Raw genomic sequence first — 22,170 nt, forward strand, 5'->3', positions numbered from 1 at the left:
ATTTTCCATAAAAAAGCCCGCAAATTTTTGCAGGCTCTTTCAATTTCAAGATTTTAAACCTATTTCAGTTTATCGTAAAGCTTTTCAGCTACCAATCCAGATGAAGCCGGATTCTGCCCAGTAATAAGGTTCCCGTCTACCAGTACATATTCTGCCCAGTCATCTCCTTTAGAATAAACGCCTCCGTTTTTCTTCAGCATATCCTCAACTAAAAATGGAACTACTTCAGTCAACTCGACAGCTTCTTCTTCGGTATTGGTAAAACCAGTAACTTTTTTACCTTTTACCAGGGGTTCTCCATCTGTCCCCTTCACGTCTTTAAGAGCAGCAGGAGCATGGCATACAAAAGCGATAGGTTTTTCCTGTTGATTAAAATTTTCTATCAGTTTTATAGAAGTTTCATCATTGGCAAGATCCCATAGCGGGCCGTGACCACCTGGATAGAAGACTGCATCAAAATCATTAGAATCGATTTCGTCCAGCTTTACCGTATTATTGATCACTTTTTGTGCAGCTTCATCTTTGTGAAAACGCTTCGTGTCTTCAGTCTGGTTATCTTCAGTATCACTATTTGGGTCTATTGGTGCTTTCCCACCTTTTGGAGTCGCGACTGTTACTTTTGCGCCTTTATCCAATAAAGTATAATATGGACTTGCAAATTCTTCTACCCAAAATCCTGTTTTTTCTCCTGTGTTTCCCAGTTCGTCGTGGGAAGTCAATACAAATAGTACTTTCATGTCTTTTTCGTTTTTAGAATTTTTAATTTCCTTGTTTTCCTGGCTGGAAGCCGTAATTGTACTTAAGCCTATAGCCAGAATTATTAAATATTTCATTTTTTAAATTAAAATGGGCCCATCAAATTTGCCCGGTATTATTAATTATACTTTTACTACCATCTTTCCTTTATTCTTACCTTCAAAAAGGTCTAAAAATGCCTGCGGAATATGGTCAAAACCTTCTCTTATGGTTTCGGTGTATTTCAATTTACCTTCCTGTAGCCATTTTGCGAGTTGCTGAACGCCTTCAGGATGTTTGTCTTCAAAATCTGAAATAACAAAACCCTGCATCAATGAACTGTTCTTAATAAGGAAAGGCTGAACACTTACGCTTTTTGGTAAGGAAGTTTCGTTATAAACTGAAATAGCTCCGCAAACTACCGTTCTTGAGAATTTATTGATATTGAATAATACAGCGTCTGAAATTTCACCTCCAACATTATCAAAATATACATCTACACCATCAGGACAGGCTTTTTTAATAGCCTCGGTCATATTTTCGGTAGTGTTATAATTGATCCCCGCGTCAAAACCGAATTCACTTTTTATCATTTCTACCTTCTCATCGGTTCCGGCGATACCAACAACTCTTAAACCAAGTATCTTTCCTATTTGTCCCACTGTGCTACCAACGGCTCCGGCTGCTCCAGAGACAACCATAGTTTCACCTTCTTTAGGTTTACCAATTTCTGTAAGTCCCAGGTATGCCGTTAAGCCAGTCATTCCCAGAATCCCCAGGTAGGCCGATAATGGCGCTTTTTCCGGATCAACTTTCCTGAATCCTTTTCCGTCAGAAACCTGTAATTCTTTCCAGGCCATCATTCCGGTTACATGATCTCCTTTAGAAAATTTATCACGATTAGATTCCAGTACTTCAGCGATCATTACAGATGTGATGGGTTTATTAACCTCAAAAGGAGGAATGTATGATTTAGCATCACTCATTCTACCTCTTAAGTATGGATCTACAGAAACATATTCTGTCTTTAGAAATAATTCTCCGTCTTTAATTTCGGGTACAGATTCAGTTTCAAATTTAAAATTCGAGGAATCTGGTGTTCCTTCAGGTCTACTGTCTAATAGAATTTTTTTAGTCTCTTTCATATTCGATTTTTTATTTTTTGATACTGTTCCACGCCATTTCATAAGCTTCTTCAATATGTTCTGGAGTTAATTTATAGACTCCTCTTTGCTGCATGTTCATAAGGAAGGCTACAGGATAAATACTGAATGCATATAGCGAATAGGGGGAAACCTCTTTTATAGTTCCTTCATTTATACCTCTTTCCCATAGATCCAGAAGTGGCTGCAAATGTCTTAAGCCTTCCTGCCTCCCTGGTTCGTCAATTATAGGGGTGTTATCACACTGAGAAAGAAAATATGCTTCTTCGAACTCCTGTAATTTAAATTTTGCGATATTTTTCCAAATGATCTTAAAACCTTCTTCAACTGGCATTTTCTCATTATAATTCTTAAATGCAAAATTGGTAAAGGCAGATTTTACTTCGATATAAACCTGGTTAACCAGGTCCTGCTTATTCTCGAAATAAAGATATATAGTACCTGCAGATACGCCAGCCATTTTGGCGATCTTGGACATTGGTGTAGCATGAAAACCATTGTTATTCACCAATTCTATGGTAGCATCTATTAATGCCTTTCGCTTATGTTCAGATTTTGAGGTAATATTCATTTCTATACTTTGCTGGCGCAAAACTATAAAAATGAACGTTCATTCATTAATTTGAAAAGTGGTTTGTGATAGGTTTAACCTAAGAACTTAAAGCCTTCATAATATTCTATACAAAACCTATTTGATGCTTTATTCTGGATAGGTATAGCTAGAGTTTACCTGGGTGTGGTTTAGCTTTAAATTTAGATTTCAGGATAAAAATCTGCGATAGAATTTGTAGTGATACTATTCCTTTTATTAATGTTCTTCTTAAAAAATGCAGAGGTTTCTTCTTGTACAGGTACTAGAATAAGTTCATCTCTGGAGCCGTTAATTAAATCCAGAATACCAGGTTTTTCCTTATTAAGGCTGGTAGAAAAATAAAATAAAAAGGGTCCTATTTTTTCGAGATATTCTTCACAGGTGATCTCGTTCGAAGGGTTTATCACTTCTAATTCTTCACCATTTAAAAGGGATTGCAGAAGCTCAACGGCATTAAGAGGAATTCCGTTCTTCTTGATCATGATATCAAAACAAGGATCCATGAAAAACCATTTCTTCAGGTCTTTCAGATATATTTCATTCATTACATGACAGGAGTTTCTTTTAACCAATTCTTCATCCCGTGATCTTAACCAAAGTTCTCGAACGGTAAAACCCAGAGCCTGGAGACATGCCTTGCTTACCGTACTGTACTCTGCACATCTAAATCTTTTACCTTTAGCCGCCTGTTCCAGAATATAGAAAACATCATTCTTCTTCGCAATATTTTCACTGTCGTGATCCCACCTGGAATAAACCCAGGACTGGACATTGATTATATTTTTATAATCTGATTTTTCTTCATCAATAAGTTTATCCAGCTCATATGAGTTTCTTAATTTTTTTAAAAGAACCTCATTAGATCTGCTGGAATATTGAATTTGTAGGTCTAGTTGTTTTTCCTTTGTAAAACGAATACACATTAATTATATGTTGAGGTATAATTTTGCCGTCTGGTATAGCTTCGCTCTTACACAAGGCTTCCAGATATAACTTAATAGGATCAAAGTCCGGCTAAGGAGTAGAGTATCTTTTTATCCTATTTTGAACGGTTGTGAATGTAGGAATTTTACTTCTGGAAATAAAATTCTATGGATACTTTCCCTTTATGAATGCTATAATCAGATTTTAAAGCAGGAACAAAAATTTTAAATTGTTCAGGAATATGTGGATATGGAATTTAAAGGTCAGATTAAACTTCTACAATAAATTTTCCTTAAGCTGCATAGTTTTTAACTATGTAGAATTAAAAGTTATAAGAAAAAATTATTTTAAATTTAGAATGTTAAATAATTAAAACTTTCCTAAAAATGTCAGACAACAATCATTCAAATAGCCCGGATAACCACAAAGTCTGGGAAGTAAATGAATCAAGCAAGTGCCCTTTTATGGGGGGTGCTTTGAACTATACTGCCGGTTCCGGGACTTCAAACCGTGACTGGTGGCCTAACCAGTTAAATCTTAGGATCCTTCGTCAGCATTCTTCACTTTCTAATCCTATGGATAAAGATTTTAATTATGCCGAAGAATTTAAGAAACTGGATCTTAAAGCCGTAAAACAGGACCTTTTTGAATTAATGAAAGATTCTCAGGATTGGTGGCCTGCAGATTATGGACATTATGGTCCTTTCTTTATACGAATGGCCTGGCATAGTGCAGGTACCTATAGAATTGGTGATGGTCGTGGTGGTGCCGGTTCAGGGTCTCAACGTTTCGCACCTCTTAATAGCTGGCCAGATAATGCCAACCTGGACAAAGCCAGGCTTCTATTATGGCCGGTAAAACAAAAGTATGGCAACAAAATTTCCTGGGCAGATCTTATGATCCTGGCAGGTAATTGCGCTCTTGAATCTATGGGTTTAGAAACTTTTGGTTTTGCAGGAGGTAGAGAAGACATCTGGGAGCCTGAAGAAGATATATACTGGGGTTCAGAAGGAGAATGGCTTGGAAATAAAGAAAGATATTCTGAAGATGATGATCTTGAAAATCCTTTAGGAGCAACGCATATGGGACTTATTTATGTAAATCCTGAAGGACCTAATGGGAATCCAGATCCGGTTGCGGCTGCAAAAGATATCAGGGAAACTTTTGGTAGAATGGCCATGAACGATTACGAAACTGTAGCCCTTATTGCCGGAGGTCACACTTTTGGGAAAACACATGGTGCGGCAGATGCCGAGGAGTTCGTGGGACATGAACCTGCTGGAGCCAGTATTGAGGAAATGGGTCTGGGATGGAAAAATTCCTTTGAAAGCGGTATGGGTGAACATACTATTACTAGTGGTATAGAAGGAGCCTGGACAGATACTCCAACAAAATGGAGTAATAAATTCTTTGAGAACCTATTTGGGTTCGAATGGGAATGCATCAAAGGACCTGGAGGTGCTTACCAGTGGAGACCAAAGGATGGAGCAGGAGCAGGTACTGTACCAGATGCCCATAATCCTGAAAAGAAACATGCGCCATTTATGTTAACTACTGATCTTTCTCTAAGAATGGATCCAGATTATGAGAAAATTTCAAGAACCTTTTTTGAAAATCCAGATGAATTTGCTGATGCCTTTGCACGTGCATGGTATAAGTTAACTCACCGTGATATGGGACCTATAGAAAGGTATCTTGGACCTGAGGTGCCTAGTGAAGAATTGATCTGGCAGGATCCAATACCTTCTGTAGATCACGAATTGATCAATAATGATGATATTTCTGCTTTAAAAGGTAAGATCTTGGATTCTGGTCTTTCTATTTCTGAACTGGTTTCTACTGCCTGGGCTTCTGCTTCTACCTTCCGCGGGTCAGATAAGAGAGGGGGAGCCAATGGAGCTAGAATTAGACTTGCACCACAGAGGAACTGGGAAGTGAATAATCCTTCTCAGTTGAAAAAGGTGATCGAAACTTATGAATCTATTCAGGATGATTTTAATAATGCCCAGTCTGGAAATAAAAAAGTTTCACTGGCAGATCTTATAGTTCTTGGTGGTTGTGCCGGAGTTGAAAAGGCAGCCAGAAAAGGTGGTCATGATATTACCGTGCCTTTTACACCAGGAAGAGCAGATGCAACCCAGGAACAGACAGATGTAGAGGCATTTGAACCATTAGAGCCTAATGCCGATGGTTTTAGAAATTATTTTAGAAACAGAGATAATGTTTCAGCCTCTGCGGAAGAGTTGCTCGTGGATAGAGCTCAATTGCTAACACTTTCAGCACCAGAAATGACGGTGCTTGTGGGCGGATTAAGAGTTCTGGGTGCGAATTATGATGGCTCTAAAAAAGGAGTTTTCACCGATCGTCTTGAAACCTTGACAAATGATTATTTCACCAATATCCTGAACATGATGACCACCTGGAAACCGACTTCGGAAGCTGAAAGCGAGTTCCAGGGCAGTGACCGTAGATCTGGAGAAAATAAATGGACAGGTACCCGCGTAGATCTTATTTTTGGATCAAATTCAGAATTAAGAGCGTTATCTGAAGCTTATGGAACGAATGATGCTAATGATAAGTTTGTTAAAGACTTTGTAGCAGCATGGGATAAAGTGATGAATCTGGATAGATTCGATCTTAAATAAGCGTTTTATAGCTATATAGTTTAAAGGTGGCCTGTAATGGGTCACCTTTTTTATTTGACTTAATTATATTTAAAATTTTTCTGAAGCAAAGAATAGATCTCACTATCCAGAAATTTTCCATCATAATAGAAGTTCTCCTTAAAATAAGCTTCTTTAATAAAACCCATCTTTAGAAGAAGACCTTTAGAACTAGTGTTCTCTGGGTTTATATTTGCCTCGAAACTGTGCAGTTGCAAACGAGTGAAACCGAACCTTAATATTTCTATCATCGCCTCCATCATTAGTCCTTTTCCCCAGAATTCTGGTTTTAAGGTATATCCAATTTCAGCTCTAGAATTTTTAGAATCAATTTTCCGGAATAAAAAATCACCTATGAATTCATTGGTAGATCTATCAGTTAATGTCCAGAAGATCCCTTTTTTATCCTTATGAACTTTCATGTTTTCTGAAATGAATTCTTCAGAATGTTGCAAAGTTGTATGTCTTTCAGAATCCATAAAATTCATCACTCTTTCATCTGATCGTATTGCCTGAAGGTTTTTAGCATCGGCTAATACTTGTTTTCTCAGAATGAGCCTTTCGGTTTCTAATTGAGGGAAAGTTTCAAAATATTTTTCGTTGATCACATTTACTTGTATCAGGTATTTATATCTAATTTAATTCGTTCTAGAATCTTAAACCCTTTCTTGCTGCCTTTAAAAATGGATTATAGGAGTCCGGCTTATGATCCATGTATTCCATTTTCCTAAGATTATATTGAATGATCTTTTACAGGAGTTTTATGTTAGTATTTGCTCATCCCTCCTGAAATTTAAACTATTGAGATAAATAAATTTCCCACTATTTTACTCAATCTCTTGCAGGAACTTTTCCACCGCTTTTAAAGCCTCTTCAGGATTGTCATTCAAGGTAGCATGGCCAGAATTACTTATTTCCTGATAACGCGCATCTGGAACAAGGCTTTGATAATATTTTACAGTAGAAGGTCTGGCTTCGTCATACTCTCCGGTAATAAATAGCACCGGAACTTTAACTTCAGAAAGTTTGTCAATTCGGTCGTAATGCAACAAGGTTCCAGTAGCTGTAAATTCGCTTGGTCCCCACATATATTCGTAAACTTTGGTTCCAAAATACTTTGAAGCTGTATCCTTTGCTTCCTGAGATCTTTCCTTACGCCTTAAAAATTTACTGTAAAAAAGACTAACCGCATCCTTATATTCCTGATTATCGAATGTCTTATTCTGCTCATTGGTTTTAATGATCGTTTGAACAGAATCTGGTAAAGTTTTTACAAGCTCCTTGGCATCTTTGATCCATCGTTTTGTACTAAAGTAAGGGCTGCTAAAAATGACCCCTTCAATATGTTGCGGGTATTTTAAATAATACTCCAGGCTTAGTGCAGTTCCCCAGGATTGGCCATATAGGTATATTTTTTCAAGATTTAGTTCTTTTCTAACCTGTTCAACCTCCTCTACATATCGCTCTACCGTTATCAGAGAAGTGTCCTTAAATCTATCAGACCTTCCACTGCCTAACTGATCATAAAATACTACAGGCCATTGATCGCTCAATTGTTTCAGGGGTTCCTGTCCAATGCTTGAGGAGCCCGGGCCGCCGTGCAGTATTAATATTGGGGTTTTATCCACCTTACCATCTATCCGGTACCAAACCTTTCCTCCATTAACATCTATAAAACCTTCCGCAGGTATTTCTTTTTCACTAGAACAGGCCAGTAATAAAAAATATGCGCATGAACATACAATGAACAGAAACCTGGAAAAATTTAAGTTGATTTTCATATTGAATCTTTTGAACCGATTTGAGTTGAGGTTTTGAAGTTAATTAAATTGAATTAATATGTTTTCTAATTCTTCCCCGGAATTCTTATTATACATTTTATTTTGGTAATCAGAATTTACCGGGACCTGCCGAAGGCGGCCCAAAGGTGCATCAACCTTCCCGGTTTGAAAGATTCTGAATCAGTACCCCTGTTAAGACTACTGTTCTAAAATAACGATCATTCAAAGATCTAAATCTACCTGTTCTGTAAGGATGGCATTCTGAATTGAATCACGAGGGATGATAAGATGGTAATAGCACCTATACTTAATACTGCATATTCGATCCCAAAAACATCAGCAATGATTCCTGAGAGAATAGCGCCAATCGCATAGCCAAGATCTCTCCATAGCCTGAAAACACCAATACTTTCAGCCCGTTGTTGTGGATGAGTAGCATCTGCGATCGCAGATAAAAAGGTAGGGTAGACCAGGGCGGTACCTAATCCTAAAATTGTGGAAATACTTGCCAACTGGTAAAATTCAGTAAAAAAGGGAATAAGCATAATAGCAAAACCTTGAAGAAGCATACCTATGAAAAGCATTTTCTTTTTAGAATAGAAATCGGCCATTCTGCCGGTGAATAATTGACCAATACCCCAAACAGCAGGATATATAGCGGCGATTATTCCAATATTCTTAGCGTCGTAATTAAAAGAAAGTAAAAGTATGGGCAATAGACCCCAGATCATCCCGTCATTTAGATTGTTCACCAGTCCGGCCTGTGTAACCGAACTCAAAGTTTTGTCTTTAAATGTGGTTTCAACAAATACGTTCTTGAATTCTTCAGTTTTGGAAGATTCCTGTTCTTTGCTAACGAAGACCCTGGTGTCTTTGACAAAGAAGATTGAAAGTAGAAGACCAATGATAGAAATGGCAATTCCCAGGTAAAAGGGATAAGGAGTAATGCCATATTTCTGAGCAATAAACCCGGTTATTAAAGCCACTACGCCAACGGCAAAATAACCTGCGAATTCATTGATACCCATCGCTGTTCCCCTGTTCTTTTCTCCAACAAGGTCGATTTTCATTACTACCGTACTGCTCCAGGTTAGCCCCTGGTTGATTCCCAGCAAAATATTTGCAAAAACAACCCAATTCCAGTTAGTGGCATTCATTAGAATAAAAGGAATAGGAATGGCGAATAACCAGCCGAGCACCAGTAAATTTTTACGACCAAACCTGTTGGCCAGTTTTCCGGTGAAATAATTAGTCAGCGCTTTAGTGATCCCAAAAGCAACAATAAAAGACAGGATCGCAGTAGTAGAAGCAACACCAAATTCAGCTTCGGCAAATTCAGGAAATATGGTTCTTTCCAACCCTACCATACCTCCAACAAAGGCATTTACTATCACCAGTATGCTAAACTGTAACCAGTTCTCCCTAAGCCCGAGCTTTATATTTTCTGTCATTAACCCACTTTAACTTGCGAGGGGAAGTTAATTATTTTTAGGTAAAGACCTGATTAAATAGAATAAAGCAAAGGACAAAAAGCCAGCTTCGTTAGAGGCCAGACCAAGATACTATTCAGCCTTCTGCTCCTTAATTCTCTCGATTTCTTTAAGAACTTCATTTGCCTGGAACATTTTCTCATCACTCGCACTGCGGTTGGTCGTGGATAGTCTATGAGCTTCTTCCAGAAGTTTTTTATATTTTAATTGAAGCTTTTCTGTTTCTGATTTCTTTTTAAATAATCCAAACATTTTTTTCTTATAAATATATGGCTATCAGTAGAATTGATCTGCTCAACAATATTTAAATCTTCTATATTATTTCAATTTTCCTCGTATGCTTTTAAAAATAGGACAGGTGGAAATACCCCCCATAACGCTACGGTCCTTTTGAACTCAGGAAAACCTATTCGCATTTAAAATCTGAAATAGTTCTAAATAAATAATTTTCAACCTCTTTTACACCTCGATTGCCTATGTAGCCTTCATAAACTATATGCTCCATATTGTATCTAATCTTATCGATTAATTGAGGGCAATCTGAAAAGTAGGGCTTAATGTATCTTTTGAAATTCTCCTGATCTTTTCTTTTCGAATAGCTATGAGGAATTTTGTTTTCGACATATTTCATATCCGATTTATCGAATACGTAGAAATAATAGAAACCTGAAAAATAATACTGAGTTAATAAGTAGGAATTGTTTTCTGCAATAACCTCATGTACTCTTTTTGAACTCCAGTTGATCGGCAGAGTTAAGTATCGAATAGAATCATGACTTAATTCCTTTATTTTTTTCTGAGCTATTCTTTGAAACTCATTATTCTTATCTACATAGTATAAATACTCCCCTGTGAAACTTATATCTCCCGCTATAACGTGATTATATGCTAACTTTGATTTTTCTTGCAGGTTTTTATAGAAATTGATCTTTTCATCCTTATTGGTAATAGTATATCCAACTATTTCCTGAGCCTTTGAGGAAAAGAAAGTTATAAACACGCAGAAACTAAAAAAGTACTTCATGGACTTTCATTTAATTGAAGAAATGTTAGCATGCCGAATCTAACTAGCTTTCACCACACTCATTATAAGTTTCAACTATTTCATGAATATCATTCAAAGTGAGTTCACCAGCTTTAATACTTTTTGATAATCCCGAGCAGTCTTGAAGATATTTCGAAACCCGGTTTTGGAATTTATTAAACAGTACTCCCTGGTAGTTGAGATCGAAAAAACGATCTTCACCTTCTTTCTTCAGGTAATACATAGATCTTTGACCTCCTGCTATATAATTACCTCTTATGTTATCTCCCCCAGATTGATAGTATTCTGTTAAGTATAGACTTAATTTTCCGGAAATAACTTCTCCAAGTAATACCTCTCCAAGAAATGGAACAGATTTATAGTAGAATTCAGTTTCTTTCCCCTCTATTATTATAACGGCCTTTTCTATATCCTTATCTGTATATCTTTTAACTCTCCCAGCGTCATCTGAATCTATTCTTACAACAGATTTATTTATGGCTGTAACCCTCCCGGTGACCACTTCACCGTTTTTAAGGATTAACTTGTCCTGTGCGTAATTGAAATTGAAGGATAATACGAACCCTAGGAATAATAGAATTTTCTTCATGATTTAGTCAATTATTGGTTAGTAGAAAGTCACCAGTTCATTTGATTTAATTCACTATATGACAGATGGTTAATTAGTTAAATCTAATAAAAAAAATCAATGTATAACGCTAGGGGCTAAAAAAATGAAATAGAATTTTCGGTATTTATGATATGGTTGGTTAATAACCTAAGAATTTCTTTTCCTGAAATAATTAATAAGTGAAACAAATGAAACCAGCGCCCAGACGGCTTCCAGGATTATAAAAGGCATATAATTCATAAGGACAGAGGCGGTACAGGCGAGAGCAGAGCCTATAAGATTCAGCAAAATAAAGCTAAGATTATTATGCTCTAATTTTCCAAATGCGTTTAAAACATAAGCCAGAAGTATCATAAATACCCCAATAGAGCCAATCCAGTCAACTTGAGTCATTTCATACATAGTTATTTGCTTGTCAGTTTAGTTTTGTAAGAATGAAAAGTAATAAGATAAAATAACAGGACCATCACCATAATCTCATAACCGCTTTTCATGTCTATATGGCCATGATAAAAAATTAGTTCTGAAATTGAATCAAATACAAGTATGACTCCTCCAAAGATCACAGCTTGTTTTAATCTTTCGAATCTAAGCAGGCTAATTTCATCGGTTTCTATTTTCTCCTGGGTAAACGAAAAAACCAATAAACTAATTAAAAATATATTTTTAAAAATCCATTTAAAAAACAGGTTATTAGATTCAAATAGTTCCTGATAAAACATGTTGAATATTAGAATTAACAGTGATAATATTCCTGTTATGAATGCGATGTTTTTATAATGGGTTGGAAGTAGTTTTACCTGCATAGTAAGTAATTCAAGGTTTATTGAAGTGGAATACTTTGGGTATGATCTATCATTTATAAAGTAAAGTGAATTTCACTAAGGGTTTAGGAAATTAATTAATTTTATACTCACTTTCAACTTATGTTTAACGGCCACCTTTTAAAAGTAGCCATATGGCGAAGGACATTTCTCCAAAGATACTTGGTATTGCTACCAGCGCCAAAAATATTGTTGAGTAAGACTCATAACTAGGTAGTAAAAATTGTGCTCCGGTATCAACTATGTACATTATTCCGGCGAGAATTAGTAAGGCCTTTATAATTTTTGGATGGCCCATTATCCTTCCTAAAAGCATGAGGTGAATTCCGAAAAAGAAAAGACCTATAAGCCAAATGCTATTGAACTGCTCTACCTGCATTAGGATTTGTTCTGAAGTATTCAGCTTTAATGCGATTGGTAAGGTATAAATAGCAACTCCCATGATAGCTGCATGCATCATCCTGAACAAAGTGCTCAATAAAGACAATGAGTGGGTTTTATATAGTTTAAATAGTGCCCAGGCTACTACCACGTCAAATACTACGGTAATCAAAAAGGCTATTATCCCCAGCCTAACCATCAAATGATCCTGCTGAATAGTATTAAGTGGATCCTTTAAAATTGCTTCCAGCACAAAGAAATTGGCAAATATGGCCGCAAAAAAAATGATGAGGTAGCCTATTCCAGCAATTATTGAGAATTTTCTAGGCGTCATTCTTAAACCTATTATTTTTGAATTTGTAGGTATATCCAGTATCCATCTTTAAATGGAGTTTGTATATTGGTAAATCCAGCTTGCTTTAACCATTCAAGTTGAAGCGAATAATCTGTAGGATTATCATAGTCTTTATAATGTTCCATGACCCACGCCCATTTCTCACCATCCGGAAAATTGGAATTTACATAACCGCCCCATTCCTTCAGCAATGACGGATGATCAGAATTAGTTTTACTGATCATAAGGTCACAATATGAAAATATACCCCCTTTTTTCAAAGCTGAATATATCTTTTTAAAAAGTGCCTGCCTTTCTTTATTACTGCAATGATGTAAAGAAAAACCTGCGACGATAAGGTCATAATGACCTTCTTCAAAATGGAAATCCTTGAAATAGGTGTTACAGTATTTCACATTATAGTCATGGAGTTGCTTCTGGCATAGATCTAACATTTCTTTAGAAGCATCTACCAAAGTATAATTTGAATCGGGAAAATAAGGAATAAATTGAGCTGTAATATTGCCGTTCCCACAGCCTAGATCAAGAATATTTTCAGGCTTGAAATCTTCAGGCAGATTTTTGGTAAAACTGGATACCAGATCCATATAATGCGGAACACAACGAATCATATCCTCTGTATAATTCTTGGAGAATTCATTGAATTCTAAAGCTATGTCTTTTTCATTTTTCATTCAAGAACCATTTGGTTCTTATAAAGGTATGATTTTTAATTAATTGAGAATGTCTGTCTTAAACTAGGATAGCAATATCCTGTTTTCATGAATTTAGGGTTTCTTTAATTAGATAGAATTTTAGTTGTTTTCGAAGCTTCTCTGATTTTTGGTTTTGCTGAATAGTGAAGCGGAAATTATAAAAGCCGGGGTTATAAATACCTGAGTAAGAGATCTTGTTCCAAGCTTTTATAGTACCCCATAATTATTCTGTAAAATAGAAGTGCCAGGAGTGCATTTAAAATGACAACGTCAGTTTAAAGTTTCTCCTTTATCCCTGAAATTTGAAGTCATCTAATCTCTTCGAGTATTTTTAGTATGAATTTAACAGGAGAAAAAAGCCGTCCTCCTATCTTTAGTACTAAAATCAATCAATGCCGAACTTTTCAGAAATCCAAGCCTGCTGTAGGGAACTGCCAGATGATTCCCGATATTTTCCTACAGATGTTTTCCAATTATTGGATAAGCAGCAATTATTGCAACTAAGTCTGCCAAAGAAGTTCAGGCCCCAGGATAATTTTCCAGTTTTTAAAGCACTATTCGAAACTGGCAAAGCCAGTCTTTCTGTAGGCCGAATCTACGAAGGTCATATTAACGGGCTCAAACTGATTGAAGATTTCGGAAGTGCGGTTCAAAAGGATTTTTATTTCGGGGAAGCGAAAAAAGGAAAACTTTTCAGCGTCTGGAATACTGAGATGAGTTCACAAGCTGTTAAAGCTGAAAAAAAGAATAATTCAGTTCATTTACAGGGGGCTAAAACCTTTTGTTCCGGTGGTCTCGAGATAGATTATGCTTTGATCACTGCTACAATGAGGGGTGGAAAACAACTTCTTATAATTCACCTTAAGGAATATCCTCAGCTTAATGAAGACTGGTCTTTATGGAAACCAATGGGGATGAAGAATTCGGTTAGCTGCCGCATTGATTTTACAGGCCTGAAAGTTTCTCTGGGTAAGCTTCTGGGAAATCCAGGATCTTACGAACAGGAACCATGGTTTTCTGGGGGTGCTATGCGCTTCGCCGCGGTACAGCTTGGTGGTGCAGAGGCGGTAATTCTGGCGGTAATCGAACATTTAAAGAAACTAAACAGGACCCAGGACCCTTACCAGCAACAACGGATGGGTATCATGGCGGTAAAAATTCAATCGGGTAAATTATGGCTCGAACATGCTCAAAAGTTGTATGAAAATTTTGAAGATTATAGTGCTTGCGAAATTTTGAATTTTGCAAATATGATGAGAAGTTCCATTTTAGAGATCTCAGAATCTGTTCTTCATCTGGCCGAACGCTCTGTAGGTGTACAGGGTTTTATGGAAGATCATCCACTTGAGCAGGTCTACCGGGATCTAAAAGTGTATCTCAAACAGCCTGGTCCAGATCTGGCTCTGCAAAATGTGGGTTCTTATACTTTTGAGCATTATAGCATATGAGACTTACAAAGAATGATTTATATGATGCCCCGCTCCTAAATACCCCCGGTCTTTCTCGTGATCTGGGAACCGTAATGATAGTAGCTCCGCATCCTGATGATGAAAGTTTAGGCTGTGGTGCATTAATAGCCCATTTAAGAGATCAGCAGGCTACCGTTTGGGTGTTATTTATGACCAATGGAGAAGCTTCGCATCCTAATTCCAGGGCTTTCCCTCCCGAAAAACTGGGTTCCCTAAGACGTAAAGAGGCAATAAAGGCCTGTGAGACCCTGGGAGTATCCCGGGAATATTTGATTTTTCTCAATGCCGGCGATGGAAAACTGGCAGATTATTCAGATGAAGATAATCCAGTTTCTACGCAACTTTCAGAAATTTTCCGGCAGAAAAATATTGACACCCTGTTTGTGCCCTGGCGAAGAGATCATCACATAGATCATCTAGCTACCACAAGATTGGTAAAGGATTCTATAAAAGATCAGGAATTGATCGTTGCTGAGTACCCTGTTTGGTTATTAAATAAAGGGAAGGAAGAAGACTGGCCGCGAAAGAAGGAGATGCTGCCCTTCAGGCTGGCAGTTGGAGAAGTAAAACATAAAAAAGAAATGGCTATAAATGCACATGAAAGCCAGACTACTGAAATGATCAGCGACGATCCCGATGGTTTTATATTAACCAGGGAGTTGCTAGAACCATTTCTTGGTGATTTTGAGTATTTTCTTTTCCCTTCAGAACCAAAACCAGCCATTCCGGAATCATATTTTGATGAACTATATTCAGAAGATGAGGATCCCTGGGATTTTGAAACCAGCCCATACGAGAAGAGAAAATATAAAACCACTCTGGCTGCAATTCCAGAAAAGGAATATACTAAGGCTCTTGAAATTGGTTGCTCTAACGGGGTATTTACTTCCATGTTCGCTCCTGAATGTAAAAGCTTACTTGCTTTAGACCTAAACGATGCAGCATTGGACAGTGCGAAAAACAGGTGTAAGTACCTTGCGCAATGCGAATTTTTAAAATGGGATGTGAGCCAGGGTTTGCCAGGAACCGGGTATGATATCATTGTCCTCTCTGAAGTGGGATATTATTTTGAGAAATCGAAATTGCGATCTCTTTATAAAAATATTCAAAGATCACTGCTACCTGGAGGAATCCTGGTAATGGTCCACTGGACCGCATACGTTCGTCAATATCCCTTAACCGGTCGGCAGGTTCATGAGATTTTCACAGAAAAGCATGACGGTTCTTTTAATTTCATCAGTTCTCAGCGGGAAGAGCTGTACGAACTAATGGTTTGGGAAAAGTTGGAAAAATGATTCGAGACTTGTTCGATTGCCTTATCTAATGAGATATTGGGATGAGCAATATTCCATGGTGTATGATATTTTAATACCTGTTCCAGGTATATTATAAGTGAGCTGCTTCTTGAATGATTTCTCAATAAAGATCGCATGGCCGAGGGTTGAAAATGCAGGCGTTTACAAAAAGAGTTTAATAACCCATTTGAAGGTTTTTCATAATAACTTCTAATTTCTGAATAGGCTTTAAAACGTTCGGTTAATTTCTCCAGGCCTTCTACCGATTCCTGAAGGGAGTTGGACCAGTTTTTTATTTGAGTCCCGAATCCGCCCGGAACTCTGGAAGAGCTACGGCAGGAAGTGGTAACAATAGGAGCCGAACAATGTTTAACCTTATAACCATTGCTAATTACCTTTTGATATAGAGCAATATCTTCTAAACAGGCAATAGGTGGCATCCCACCCAACTTTATATATACCGAATTCCTAATAGCCATATTGGGACCTGAATTGTGAGAATGCCGCGGCCAGGGATCGTGATCCTGAGGGAAAATGTCACTCTCCAGCCGGGTAACCAGGTCCAGATATTTCCGGGTTTGAAATAATTGATGTTTTGCCTCTTTATTAAGATCCTTTAGATCTGGTTCAATTATCCCGCAAACCAGATCTGTAGGGGAAGGCATGATATTTAAATAAGCGTCGAGCCAGTATTTATCGGCAATAGTATCCGCATCTGTCATTACAATAAATCCGTTACCTTTTAGCCGTTTCGAGGCAAGATCCATAATAAGTCTTCGCGCTGCCCCCACGCAATTTATGACCGGGTCCTGTGTTTCAAAAATGTATAAAGGAAAATCAGGATGTAATTCCTGGAAAAGTAAACAGCGCTCCAGTGTGTTGTCCCTGCAATGATTGCATAACACCATGATTTCATATTCTTCCGGATCAATAAGGCCATTATTCGAAACTTGAGAGGCGAGAGAGTGCAAGGTAGACCAAATAGTATCTGCCTCGTTTTTCGCGGGAATGGTAATCGCAACTTTTAAACGCCTGTTCTCAACAGGAAGCTGTTTTCCATAAGGTTTTAATTCCCCGGAAAATTCACCGATTGGAGGGTTTTTAATCACGAAAGTTTTTAAAAAGAAATTTACTGAATTTGATAGCCTGTATAAATACACTTACGATGAAATTAACATTTACGAGCCGGAATTAACAAGGTAAAATAAGGAAAAAGGATTTTGAATGGATTTTGCTTATTAATCGAATTTTCTTTCTATAAGCCTGCTTTTATTGTGTTGCAGCCCGAATTAATTTATAAATTTGCATGCAACTTGATTTAACACAACACAAACAACACACAACATGCCTGCAACAGAAGCTAAGATCTTCAACTGTACACAAAGCCGCGAACTGGCAGAGAAAATAGCAAAACACTACGGTTCTAAACTGGGAAATGTGATCACCTCTACTTATAGCGATGGTGAATTTCAGCCTTCATTCGAAGAATCGGTTCGTGGATCCCGCGTATTCATTATTGGTTCAACCCATCCGGGAGCAGACCACTTAATGGAAATGCTTTTGATGTTAGATGCAGCAAAAAGAGCCTCAGCCAGACACATTACTGCCGTGATGCCATATTTTGGCTGGGCAAGACAGGATCGTAAAGACAAGCCGCGTGTACCTATCGCTGCAAAAATGATCGCCAGTATCCTTGAAACTGCCGGAGCCACCAGAATTATCACGATGGATCTTCATGCAGACCAGATCCAGGGATTCTTTGAAAAACCTGTAGATCATTTGTATGCAAGCACGGTATTCCTGCCATATTTAAAGAAATTAGGTTTAGATAATCTTACTATTGCGTCTCCAGATATGGGTGGTTCTAAAAGAGCTTATGCTTATTCTAAAGCCCTTGAAAGTGATGTGGTGATCTGTTACAAGCAAAGAGCAAAAGCCAATGTGATCTCTCATATGGAGTTGATTGGTGATGTAACCGGAAAGAATGTGGTACTGGTAGATGATATGGTGGATACCGCTGGAACCCTTACCAAAGCTGCCGATGTGATGATGGAGCGTGGCGCGCTGAGTGTTCGAGCAATTTGTACGCATCCGGTACTTTCTGGCGAAGCTTATGATCGTATCGAAAATTCTAAACTTCAGGAATTGATAGTTACAGATTCTATCCCGTTAAGACAGGAAAGTAGAAAGATAAAAGTTGTTAGCTGTGCTGAACTTTTCGCTGATGTTATGAAAAGCGTTCAGGACAATGAGTCTATCAGCTCGAAATTTATAATGTAATTTATTTTTATAATTATATAAAGTCACTGTAAGTAGAATAAATGGTTCTGGTCGCAGTGACTTTTTTTATGCTGCTTATTAAAATGCAAGCCTAAGCTTGTCGAAAGGATGATTTGCTATTTAAGAGATCCTGAAAAAGTCCAGGATGATTATTGCCGAGATATATCAATCTGGTTTAGCTTTTGCCTTCTTGTATTTAGAAGGGTCAGTACTCTCAACTTCTGAAGAATTCACCGCGTAAATTTCCAGTTTCTTGCCAGTAACTTTTTCAAATAACTCAGACTTTCTTTCTGCTCCCCAGATCTCTAATTCGGGATCGCCCATCGTAGTGAGGTAAAAATTCACTTTATCTTTCTGATTAACTATTTCCAGGTTCTGGACATTTTGATAATGGCTTCTATCCAAACCATCAGCAACTCTTAGGATACCCGATAGTTTTTTTACTTTTTTGCGCAACGCTTTGTCCATTTTCATGTAAAAGGAGTGCCTTTTATTCGGAGTTGAACGGCGGTGGTAGCGGGCAACGTTAGCCATAATATCTATCTCATCCTCGGTAAATCCTCTAAGGTCTGAATGCCGAATAATGTACAATGCATGTTTGTGATGTTTTCTATAGGATATATAATAACCTATATCGTGCATAAGGCTTGCATATTCAAGCAATTCTCTATCGCTCTCTTCAAGTTTTAATTCATCCCTGAATTCATCGAAAAGCTTAAGCGCCATTTCGGCAACATGCCTGGAATGAGCTTCAGGCCAGTTACATTTTCTAAGTAATTCAAAAATACTTCGTTTACGAGGGTCGGGGAAGTTAGCTACCAGCTCCAGCTTAGGTCGTTCTTCTTTTAAAAAATTAAGGATCATCCCATCCCTTAAAGCAGCTTCAGAGATCTTGATATTTTCAATATTGAATTTTTTGAGGAGGTATTTAACGAGTACTATTCCTGGATTTATAATATCTATACGCTTCTCATCAAGCTCACTTATATTTTTACGTTCATCCCGGTCCAGTTTAATAAATTCTTTATAAAGAGATTTGAAATCTGAAGCATTAAACACCAGTTCGTTCAGGGTCATATCTGCGGTTAAGGAAGTTCGGTTCGCCACCATCGCGCCAATATTCTCCATAGTCCCTGATGAGCCTATCATTGTAGTTACCTTATGTTTTTTGATCACCTCGGCAACTTCTACAAGTGTCTCTTCATAATGTTTTTTTAAAGTCTTGATCTCTTTTTTGGTGATGGGATCATTTTTCACAAATTTAGCCGACATTCTTGCTACACCCAGTTTCAAGCTGTTGTGATAAAGGAATTCTTCATTGTTTCCTACGATGAATTCAACGCTACCTCCTCCAATATCTACCATTAGAACCATCTCCTTATCTAATGCAATACTGTGTCTTATGGCATATCCAATGAGTTCAGCCTCCATTTTGCCTGGTATCGCCCGTGCCTTAATGCCCACTTCGTCTATCATGCGTTGTGTGAAATCACCGCCATTTTTTGCCTCTCTAATTGCTGAGGTAGCAAACGCAAGGATCTTTTCCACCTGCTGGGAGTCACAAAGGAATTTGATTCTTTTCAAAGCATCCAGTCCTCGCTGCATGGCGTCTTCACTAAGATGATTATCCATTCCTTTTTCAGCCAGGATCACCATTTCTTTTAATTTGTCTATGGTTCTAAAACTTCCATCAGGATAGATATCAACCAGGACAGCATGGAAGGAATTGGTTCCAAGATCTATGGCGGCGATACGTTTGGTAGGAGTGGAGTTGTCCATGTTATTTTACATTTTCAGTGGCTTCTCAATTCAATTTTTTAATAATCACTTCAATGTACAGATTTTAGGGCCAATGTTTAATAAGGTTTTGTGAAAACTGTTGCTATAGCTAGTTTTTGGAAGGTCGCACGGAGCCTGTCGGAGTGCTTATTTAATAGAAATATTGAGAATTGACACCCTGAGCCTGTCGATTTGCCAATTTTATTGAACTGCTTGATAAGATCCTGAAACGAGTTCAGGATGACGAGAAGGTTAAAGGCGTGTTTTGAATTGTAGCATGGAAGCAGTAGAGGTGTCAATTTTATTGAAATGCTTGATGAGATCCTGAAACGAGTTCAGGATGACGTGAAGGTTAAAAAACTTATTTTGAATTGTTGCACTGAGCCTGTCGAAGTGCTTATTTAATAGAAATTAAGAATTGACACCCTGAACCTGTCGAAGTGCCTCTTGAATTGAATTCAGATAAAACTGATCTTCAGATAAATACCAGTAAGCTTCCAAATTTCAAAAACGAATATTATCAAAAGACTTATTCCGCAGAACTTTTTCAGCTACAGGGTTTTATAGATTAATAAAAAGGCTTACTTTTGCATCCTGAAATTTTTGCGCAAATGAAGGCAGTCATAACGACCAGACGACATTTGCTAATAATAATTTAAAATAAACAAATGAAATCAATTACGATCAACGGATCTAAAAGAGAAAGCGTAGGCAAGAAGGCAACGAAAGCACTACGTAATGCTGGACAGGTTCCTTGCGTATTGTACGGGGTAGAAGGTGATCCACTACACTTTGCAGCAGAGGAAATCGCATTTAAAGATTTAGTGTATACTCCAGATGTACACACAGTAAAAATCAAATTGAAAAGTGGTGAGTCTTACGACGCTATCCTACAGGATATTCAATTTCACCCTGTAAGTGACGCTATCCTTCACATGGATTTCTATCAGATATTCGGTGACAAACCTATTACAATGGAAATCCCAATTCACACTGAAGGTGTTGCAAAAGGGGTTAAGAACGGTGGTGTACTTCGTTACAACCTTCGTCGTCTTAAAGTAAGAGGATTGCCAGGTGATCTTCCAGATTATATCATTGCTGATGTGACTAAACTTAAAATTGGTCAGAAGCTTTATGTAACTGGAGTAGATAGCAAGGATTATGTGATCCAGCATCCAGATAACACTGTAATCTGCCAGGTTAGAACTTCTCGTAACATTGTTGCTCTTGATGAGGATGATGAAGATGAAGTAGCAGCAGATGAAGTACCAGCTACTGAAACTGATGATGTAGCAGCAGTTAAAGAAGGGGAAGACAACTAGTCTTAAACTTTCAATATATATTAAAAAGCATTCCTTTTCGGGATGCTTTTTTATTTAAATCAAATTTACATCCGCTTTTAATTTTTCTGATTTAAAAAGTATCTGATAAATTTTATCTTTACCAAAACTAATTGGATGCTTTCATTCTTCGGAAGGATTTTAGGAAAAACACAGACTGCGGAGAAAACAGATCCCATGAAGAAATTTTTGATCGTTGGCCTGGGGAATATTGGCCCTAAATATGAAAACACGAGGCATAATATAGGATTTAAGGTCCTGGATGAACTTGCCCGTGAGAAAGAAGTGACTTTTGAAACCCAGAAGCTGGGGGATGTGGCAACTTTCAAATTCAAAGGCCGCACCTTTATTATGCTTAAGCCAAGTACTTATATGAATTTGAGCGGAAAAGCAGTGAATTACTGGATGCAGAAAGAAAAGATCTCCCTGGATAATTTACTGGTAGTCACCGATGACCTGAATCTGCCCTTCGGAACTTTAAGATTAAAGACTAAAGGTAGCGATGGAGGCCACAACGGATTAAAAGATATACAGACTCAGCTTAATACTACAAAATATAACCGTTTTAGATTCGGAATTAGTGATGAGTTCTCTAAAGGGAATCAGGTGGATTATGTCCTTGGAGAATGGGATGAGCAGGAGTTAAAGAAATTACCTGAAAGACTGAAAACTTCGGCAGAATTGATACAATCTTTTGGTACCGCTGGAGTTTCCAATACAATGAATACATTTAACGGCAAATAGCAGGA

The 22,170-nt window shown here is 37.6% G+C and carries 22 protein-coding genes; 6 read left to right on the plus strand and 16 right to left on the minus strand.

Features of this window, described 5'->3' with window-relative positions:
* Window positions 1–59: 59 nt before the first annotated feature.
* The 4 genes from G530_RS0103020 to G530_RS0103035 all read right to left on the minus strand — a co-directional run bounded on the left by G530_RS0103020 (window position 60) and on the right by G530_RS0103035 (window position 3,413).
* The gene (locus tag G530_RS0103020) at window positions 60–833 is read right to left on the minus strand and encodes a type 1 glutamine amidotransferase domain-containing protein (RefSeq protein ID WP_026933119.1); all 774 of its coding nucleotides are present in this window, start codon (window positions 831–833) and stop codon (window positions 60–62) included.
* Between the two features lie 45 nt (window positions 834–878).
* Window positions 879–1,880, minus strand: a complete 1,002-nt coding sequence (locus tag G530_RS0103025; RefSeq protein ID WP_026933120.1) for an NADP-dependent oxidoreductase — start codon at window positions 1,878–1,880, stop codon at window positions 879–881.
* 10 nt (window positions 1,881–1,890) lie between these two features.
* Entirely contained in the window at window positions 1,891–2,469 is a 579-nt protein-coding gene (locus G530_RS0103030) for a TetR/AcrR family transcriptional regulator (RefSeq protein WP_026933121.1), read from the minus strand.
* Window positions 2,470–2,651: 182 nt separating this feature from the next.
* The gene (locus G530_RS0103035; RefSeq protein WP_026933122.1) at window positions 2,652–3,413 is read right to left on the minus strand and encodes a transglutaminase-like domain-containing protein; all 762 of its coding nucleotides are present in this window, start codon (window positions 3,411–3,413) and stop codon (window positions 2,652–2,654) included.
* Window positions 3,414–3,800: 387 nt separating this feature from the next.
* Here G530_RS0103035 and katG point away from each other — a divergent pair, with 387 nt between their 5' ends.
* A complete protein-coding gene (katG, locus tag G530_RS0103040) occupies window positions 3,801–6,059 on the plus strand; it encodes a catalase/peroxidase HPI (RefSeq protein ID WP_026933123.1) in 2,259 nt (752 codons plus the stop codon).
* A gap of 59 nt (window positions 6,060–6,118) precedes the next feature.
* Here katG and G530_RS0103045 read toward each other — a convergent pair whose 3' ends face one another.
* The 10 genes from G530_RS0103045 to G530_RS0103090 all read right to left on the minus strand — a co-directional run bounded on the left by G530_RS0103045 (window position 6,119) and on the right by G530_RS0103090 (window position 13,237).
* The gene (locus tag G530_RS0103045) at window positions 6,119–6,685 is read right to left on the minus strand and encodes a GNAT family N-acetyltransferase (protein WP_026933124.1); all 567 of its coding nucleotides are present in this window, start codon (window positions 6,683–6,685) and stop codon (window positions 6,119–6,121) included.
* A 219-nt stretch (window positions 6,686–6,904) separates the two neighbouring features.
* Window positions 6,905–7,858, minus strand: a complete 954-nt coding sequence (locus G530_RS0103050; RefSeq protein WP_026933125.1) for a proline iminopeptidase-family hydrolase — start codon at window positions 7,856–7,858, stop codon at window positions 6,905–6,907.
* A 236-nt stretch (window positions 7,859–8,094) separates the two neighbouring features.
* A complete protein-coding gene (locus G530_RS0103055) occupies window positions 8,095–9,309 on the minus strand; it encodes an MFS transporter (protein WP_026933126.1) in 1,215 nt (404 codons plus the stop codon).
* 111 nt (window positions 9,310–9,420) lie between these two features.
* A complete protein-coding gene (locus tag G530_RS0103060; protein WP_026933127.1) occupies window positions 9,421–9,600 on the minus strand; it encodes a Lacal_2735 family protein in 180 nt (59 codons plus the stop codon).
* Window positions 9,601–9,754: 154 nt separating this feature from the next.
* Window positions 9,755–10,372, minus strand: a complete 618-nt coding sequence (locus tag G530_RS0103065; RefSeq protein WP_035715726.1) for a hypothetical protein — start codon at window positions 10,370–10,372, stop codon at window positions 9,755–9,757.
* A 43-nt stretch (window positions 10,373–10,415) separates the two neighbouring features.
* Complete coding sequence (locus G530_RS0103070; RefSeq protein WP_026933129.1) at window positions 10,416–10,982, minus strand: hypothetical protein; 567 nt, start codon at window positions 10,980–10,982, stop codon at window positions 10,416–10,418.
* A gap of 168 nt (window positions 10,983–11,150) precedes the next feature.
* Window positions 11,151–11,396, minus strand: coding sequence for a CBU_0592 family membrane protein (locus G530_RS0103075; protein WP_026933130.1), 246 nt, complete (start codon window positions 11,394–11,396; stop codon window positions 11,151–11,153).
* A gap of 11 nt (window positions 11,397–11,407) precedes the next feature.
* Window positions 11,408–11,809: a hypothetical protein gene (locus G530_RS0103080; RefSeq protein WP_026933131.1), complete on the minus strand. Its 402-nt coding sequence runs from the start codon at window positions 11,807–11,809 to the stop codon at window positions 11,408–11,410.
* A 124-nt stretch (window positions 11,810–11,933) separates the two neighbouring features.
* Window positions 11,934–12,542: a DUF4386 domain-containing protein gene (locus G530_RS0103085; protein WP_035715730.1), complete on the minus strand. Its 609-nt coding sequence runs from the start codon at window positions 12,540–12,542 to the stop codon at window positions 11,934–11,936.
* Between the two features lie 11 nt (window positions 12,543–12,553).
* The gene (locus G530_RS0103090; RefSeq protein WP_026933133.1) at window positions 12,554–13,237 is read right to left on the minus strand and encodes a class I SAM-dependent methyltransferase; all 684 of its coding nucleotides are present in this window, start codon (window positions 13,235–13,237) and stop codon (window positions 12,554–12,556) included.
* Window positions 13,238–13,650: 413 nt separating this feature from the next.
* Here G530_RS0103090 and G530_RS16500 point away from each other — a divergent pair, with 413 nt between their 5' ends.
* Together G530_RS16500 and G530_RS0103100 are read left to right on the plus strand one after the other, a co-directional pair.
* Complete coding sequence (locus tag G530_RS16500) at window positions 13,651–14,706, plus strand: acyl-CoA dehydrogenase family protein (RefSeq protein ID WP_051199666.1); 1,056 nt, start codon at window positions 13,651–13,653, stop codon at window positions 14,704–14,706.
* The gene (locus G530_RS0103100) at window positions 14,703–16,022 is read left to right on the plus strand and encodes a bifunctional PIG-L family deacetylase/class I SAM-dependent methyltransferase (protein ID WP_026933134.1); all 1,320 of its coding nucleotides are present in this window, start codon (window positions 14,703–14,705) and stop codon (window positions 16,020–16,022) included. Before G530_RS16500 ends, G530_RS0103100 begins: the two co-directional genes overlap by 4 nt.
* Here the strand turns inward: G530_RS0103100 and G530_RS0103105 are convergent.
* Window positions 15,971–17,131, minus strand: a complete 1,161-nt coding sequence (locus G530_RS0103105) for a glycosyltransferase family 2 protein (protein ID WP_026933135.1) — start codon at window positions 17,129–17,131, stop codon at window positions 15,971–15,973. The genes G530_RS0103100 and G530_RS0103105 overlap by 52 nt on opposite strands.
* A gap of 235 nt (window positions 17,132–17,366) precedes the next feature.
* On the opposite strand from G530_RS0103105, the gene G530_RS0103110 reads away from it, so the two are divergent.
* Window positions 17,367–18,302, plus strand: a complete 936-nt coding sequence (locus tag G530_RS0103110) for a ribose-phosphate pyrophosphokinase (protein ID WP_026933136.1) — start codon at window positions 17,367–17,369, stop codon at window positions 18,300–18,302.
* Between the two features lie 165 nt (window positions 18,303–18,467).
* Here the strand turns inward: G530_RS0103110 and G530_RS16505 are convergent, their stop codons facing one another.
* Window positions 18,468–20,081 carry a Ppx/GppA phosphatase family protein gene (locus tag G530_RS16505; RefSeq protein ID WP_051199668.1) on the minus strand — a complete coding sequence of 538 codons (1,614 nt, stop codon included), beginning with the start codon at window positions 20,079–20,081 and terminating at the stop codon, window positions 18,468–18,470.
* 668 nt (window positions 20,082–20,749) lie between these two features.
* On the opposite strand from G530_RS16505, the gene G530_RS0103125 reads away from it, so the two are divergent.
* Window positions 20,750–21,403, plus strand: a complete 654-nt coding sequence (locus tag G530_RS0103125; RefSeq protein WP_026933137.1) for a 50S ribosomal protein L25/general stress protein Ctc — start codon at window positions 20,750–20,752, stop codon at window positions 21,401–21,403.
* Window positions 21,404–21,538: 135 nt separating this feature from the next.
* Window positions 21,539–22,165, plus strand: coding sequence for an aminoacyl-tRNA hydrolase (pth, locus tag G530_RS0103130; RefSeq protein WP_026933138.1), 627 nt, complete (start codon window positions 21,539–21,541; stop codon window positions 22,163–22,165).
* The last annotated feature ends 5 nt before the right edge of the window (window positions 22,166–22,170 follow it).

Source organism: Christiangramia echinicola DSM 19838 (assembly GCF_000423065.1).
GTDB lineage: Bacteria > Bacteroidota > Bacteroidia > Flavobacteriales > Flavobacteriaceae > Christiangramia > Christiangramia echinicola.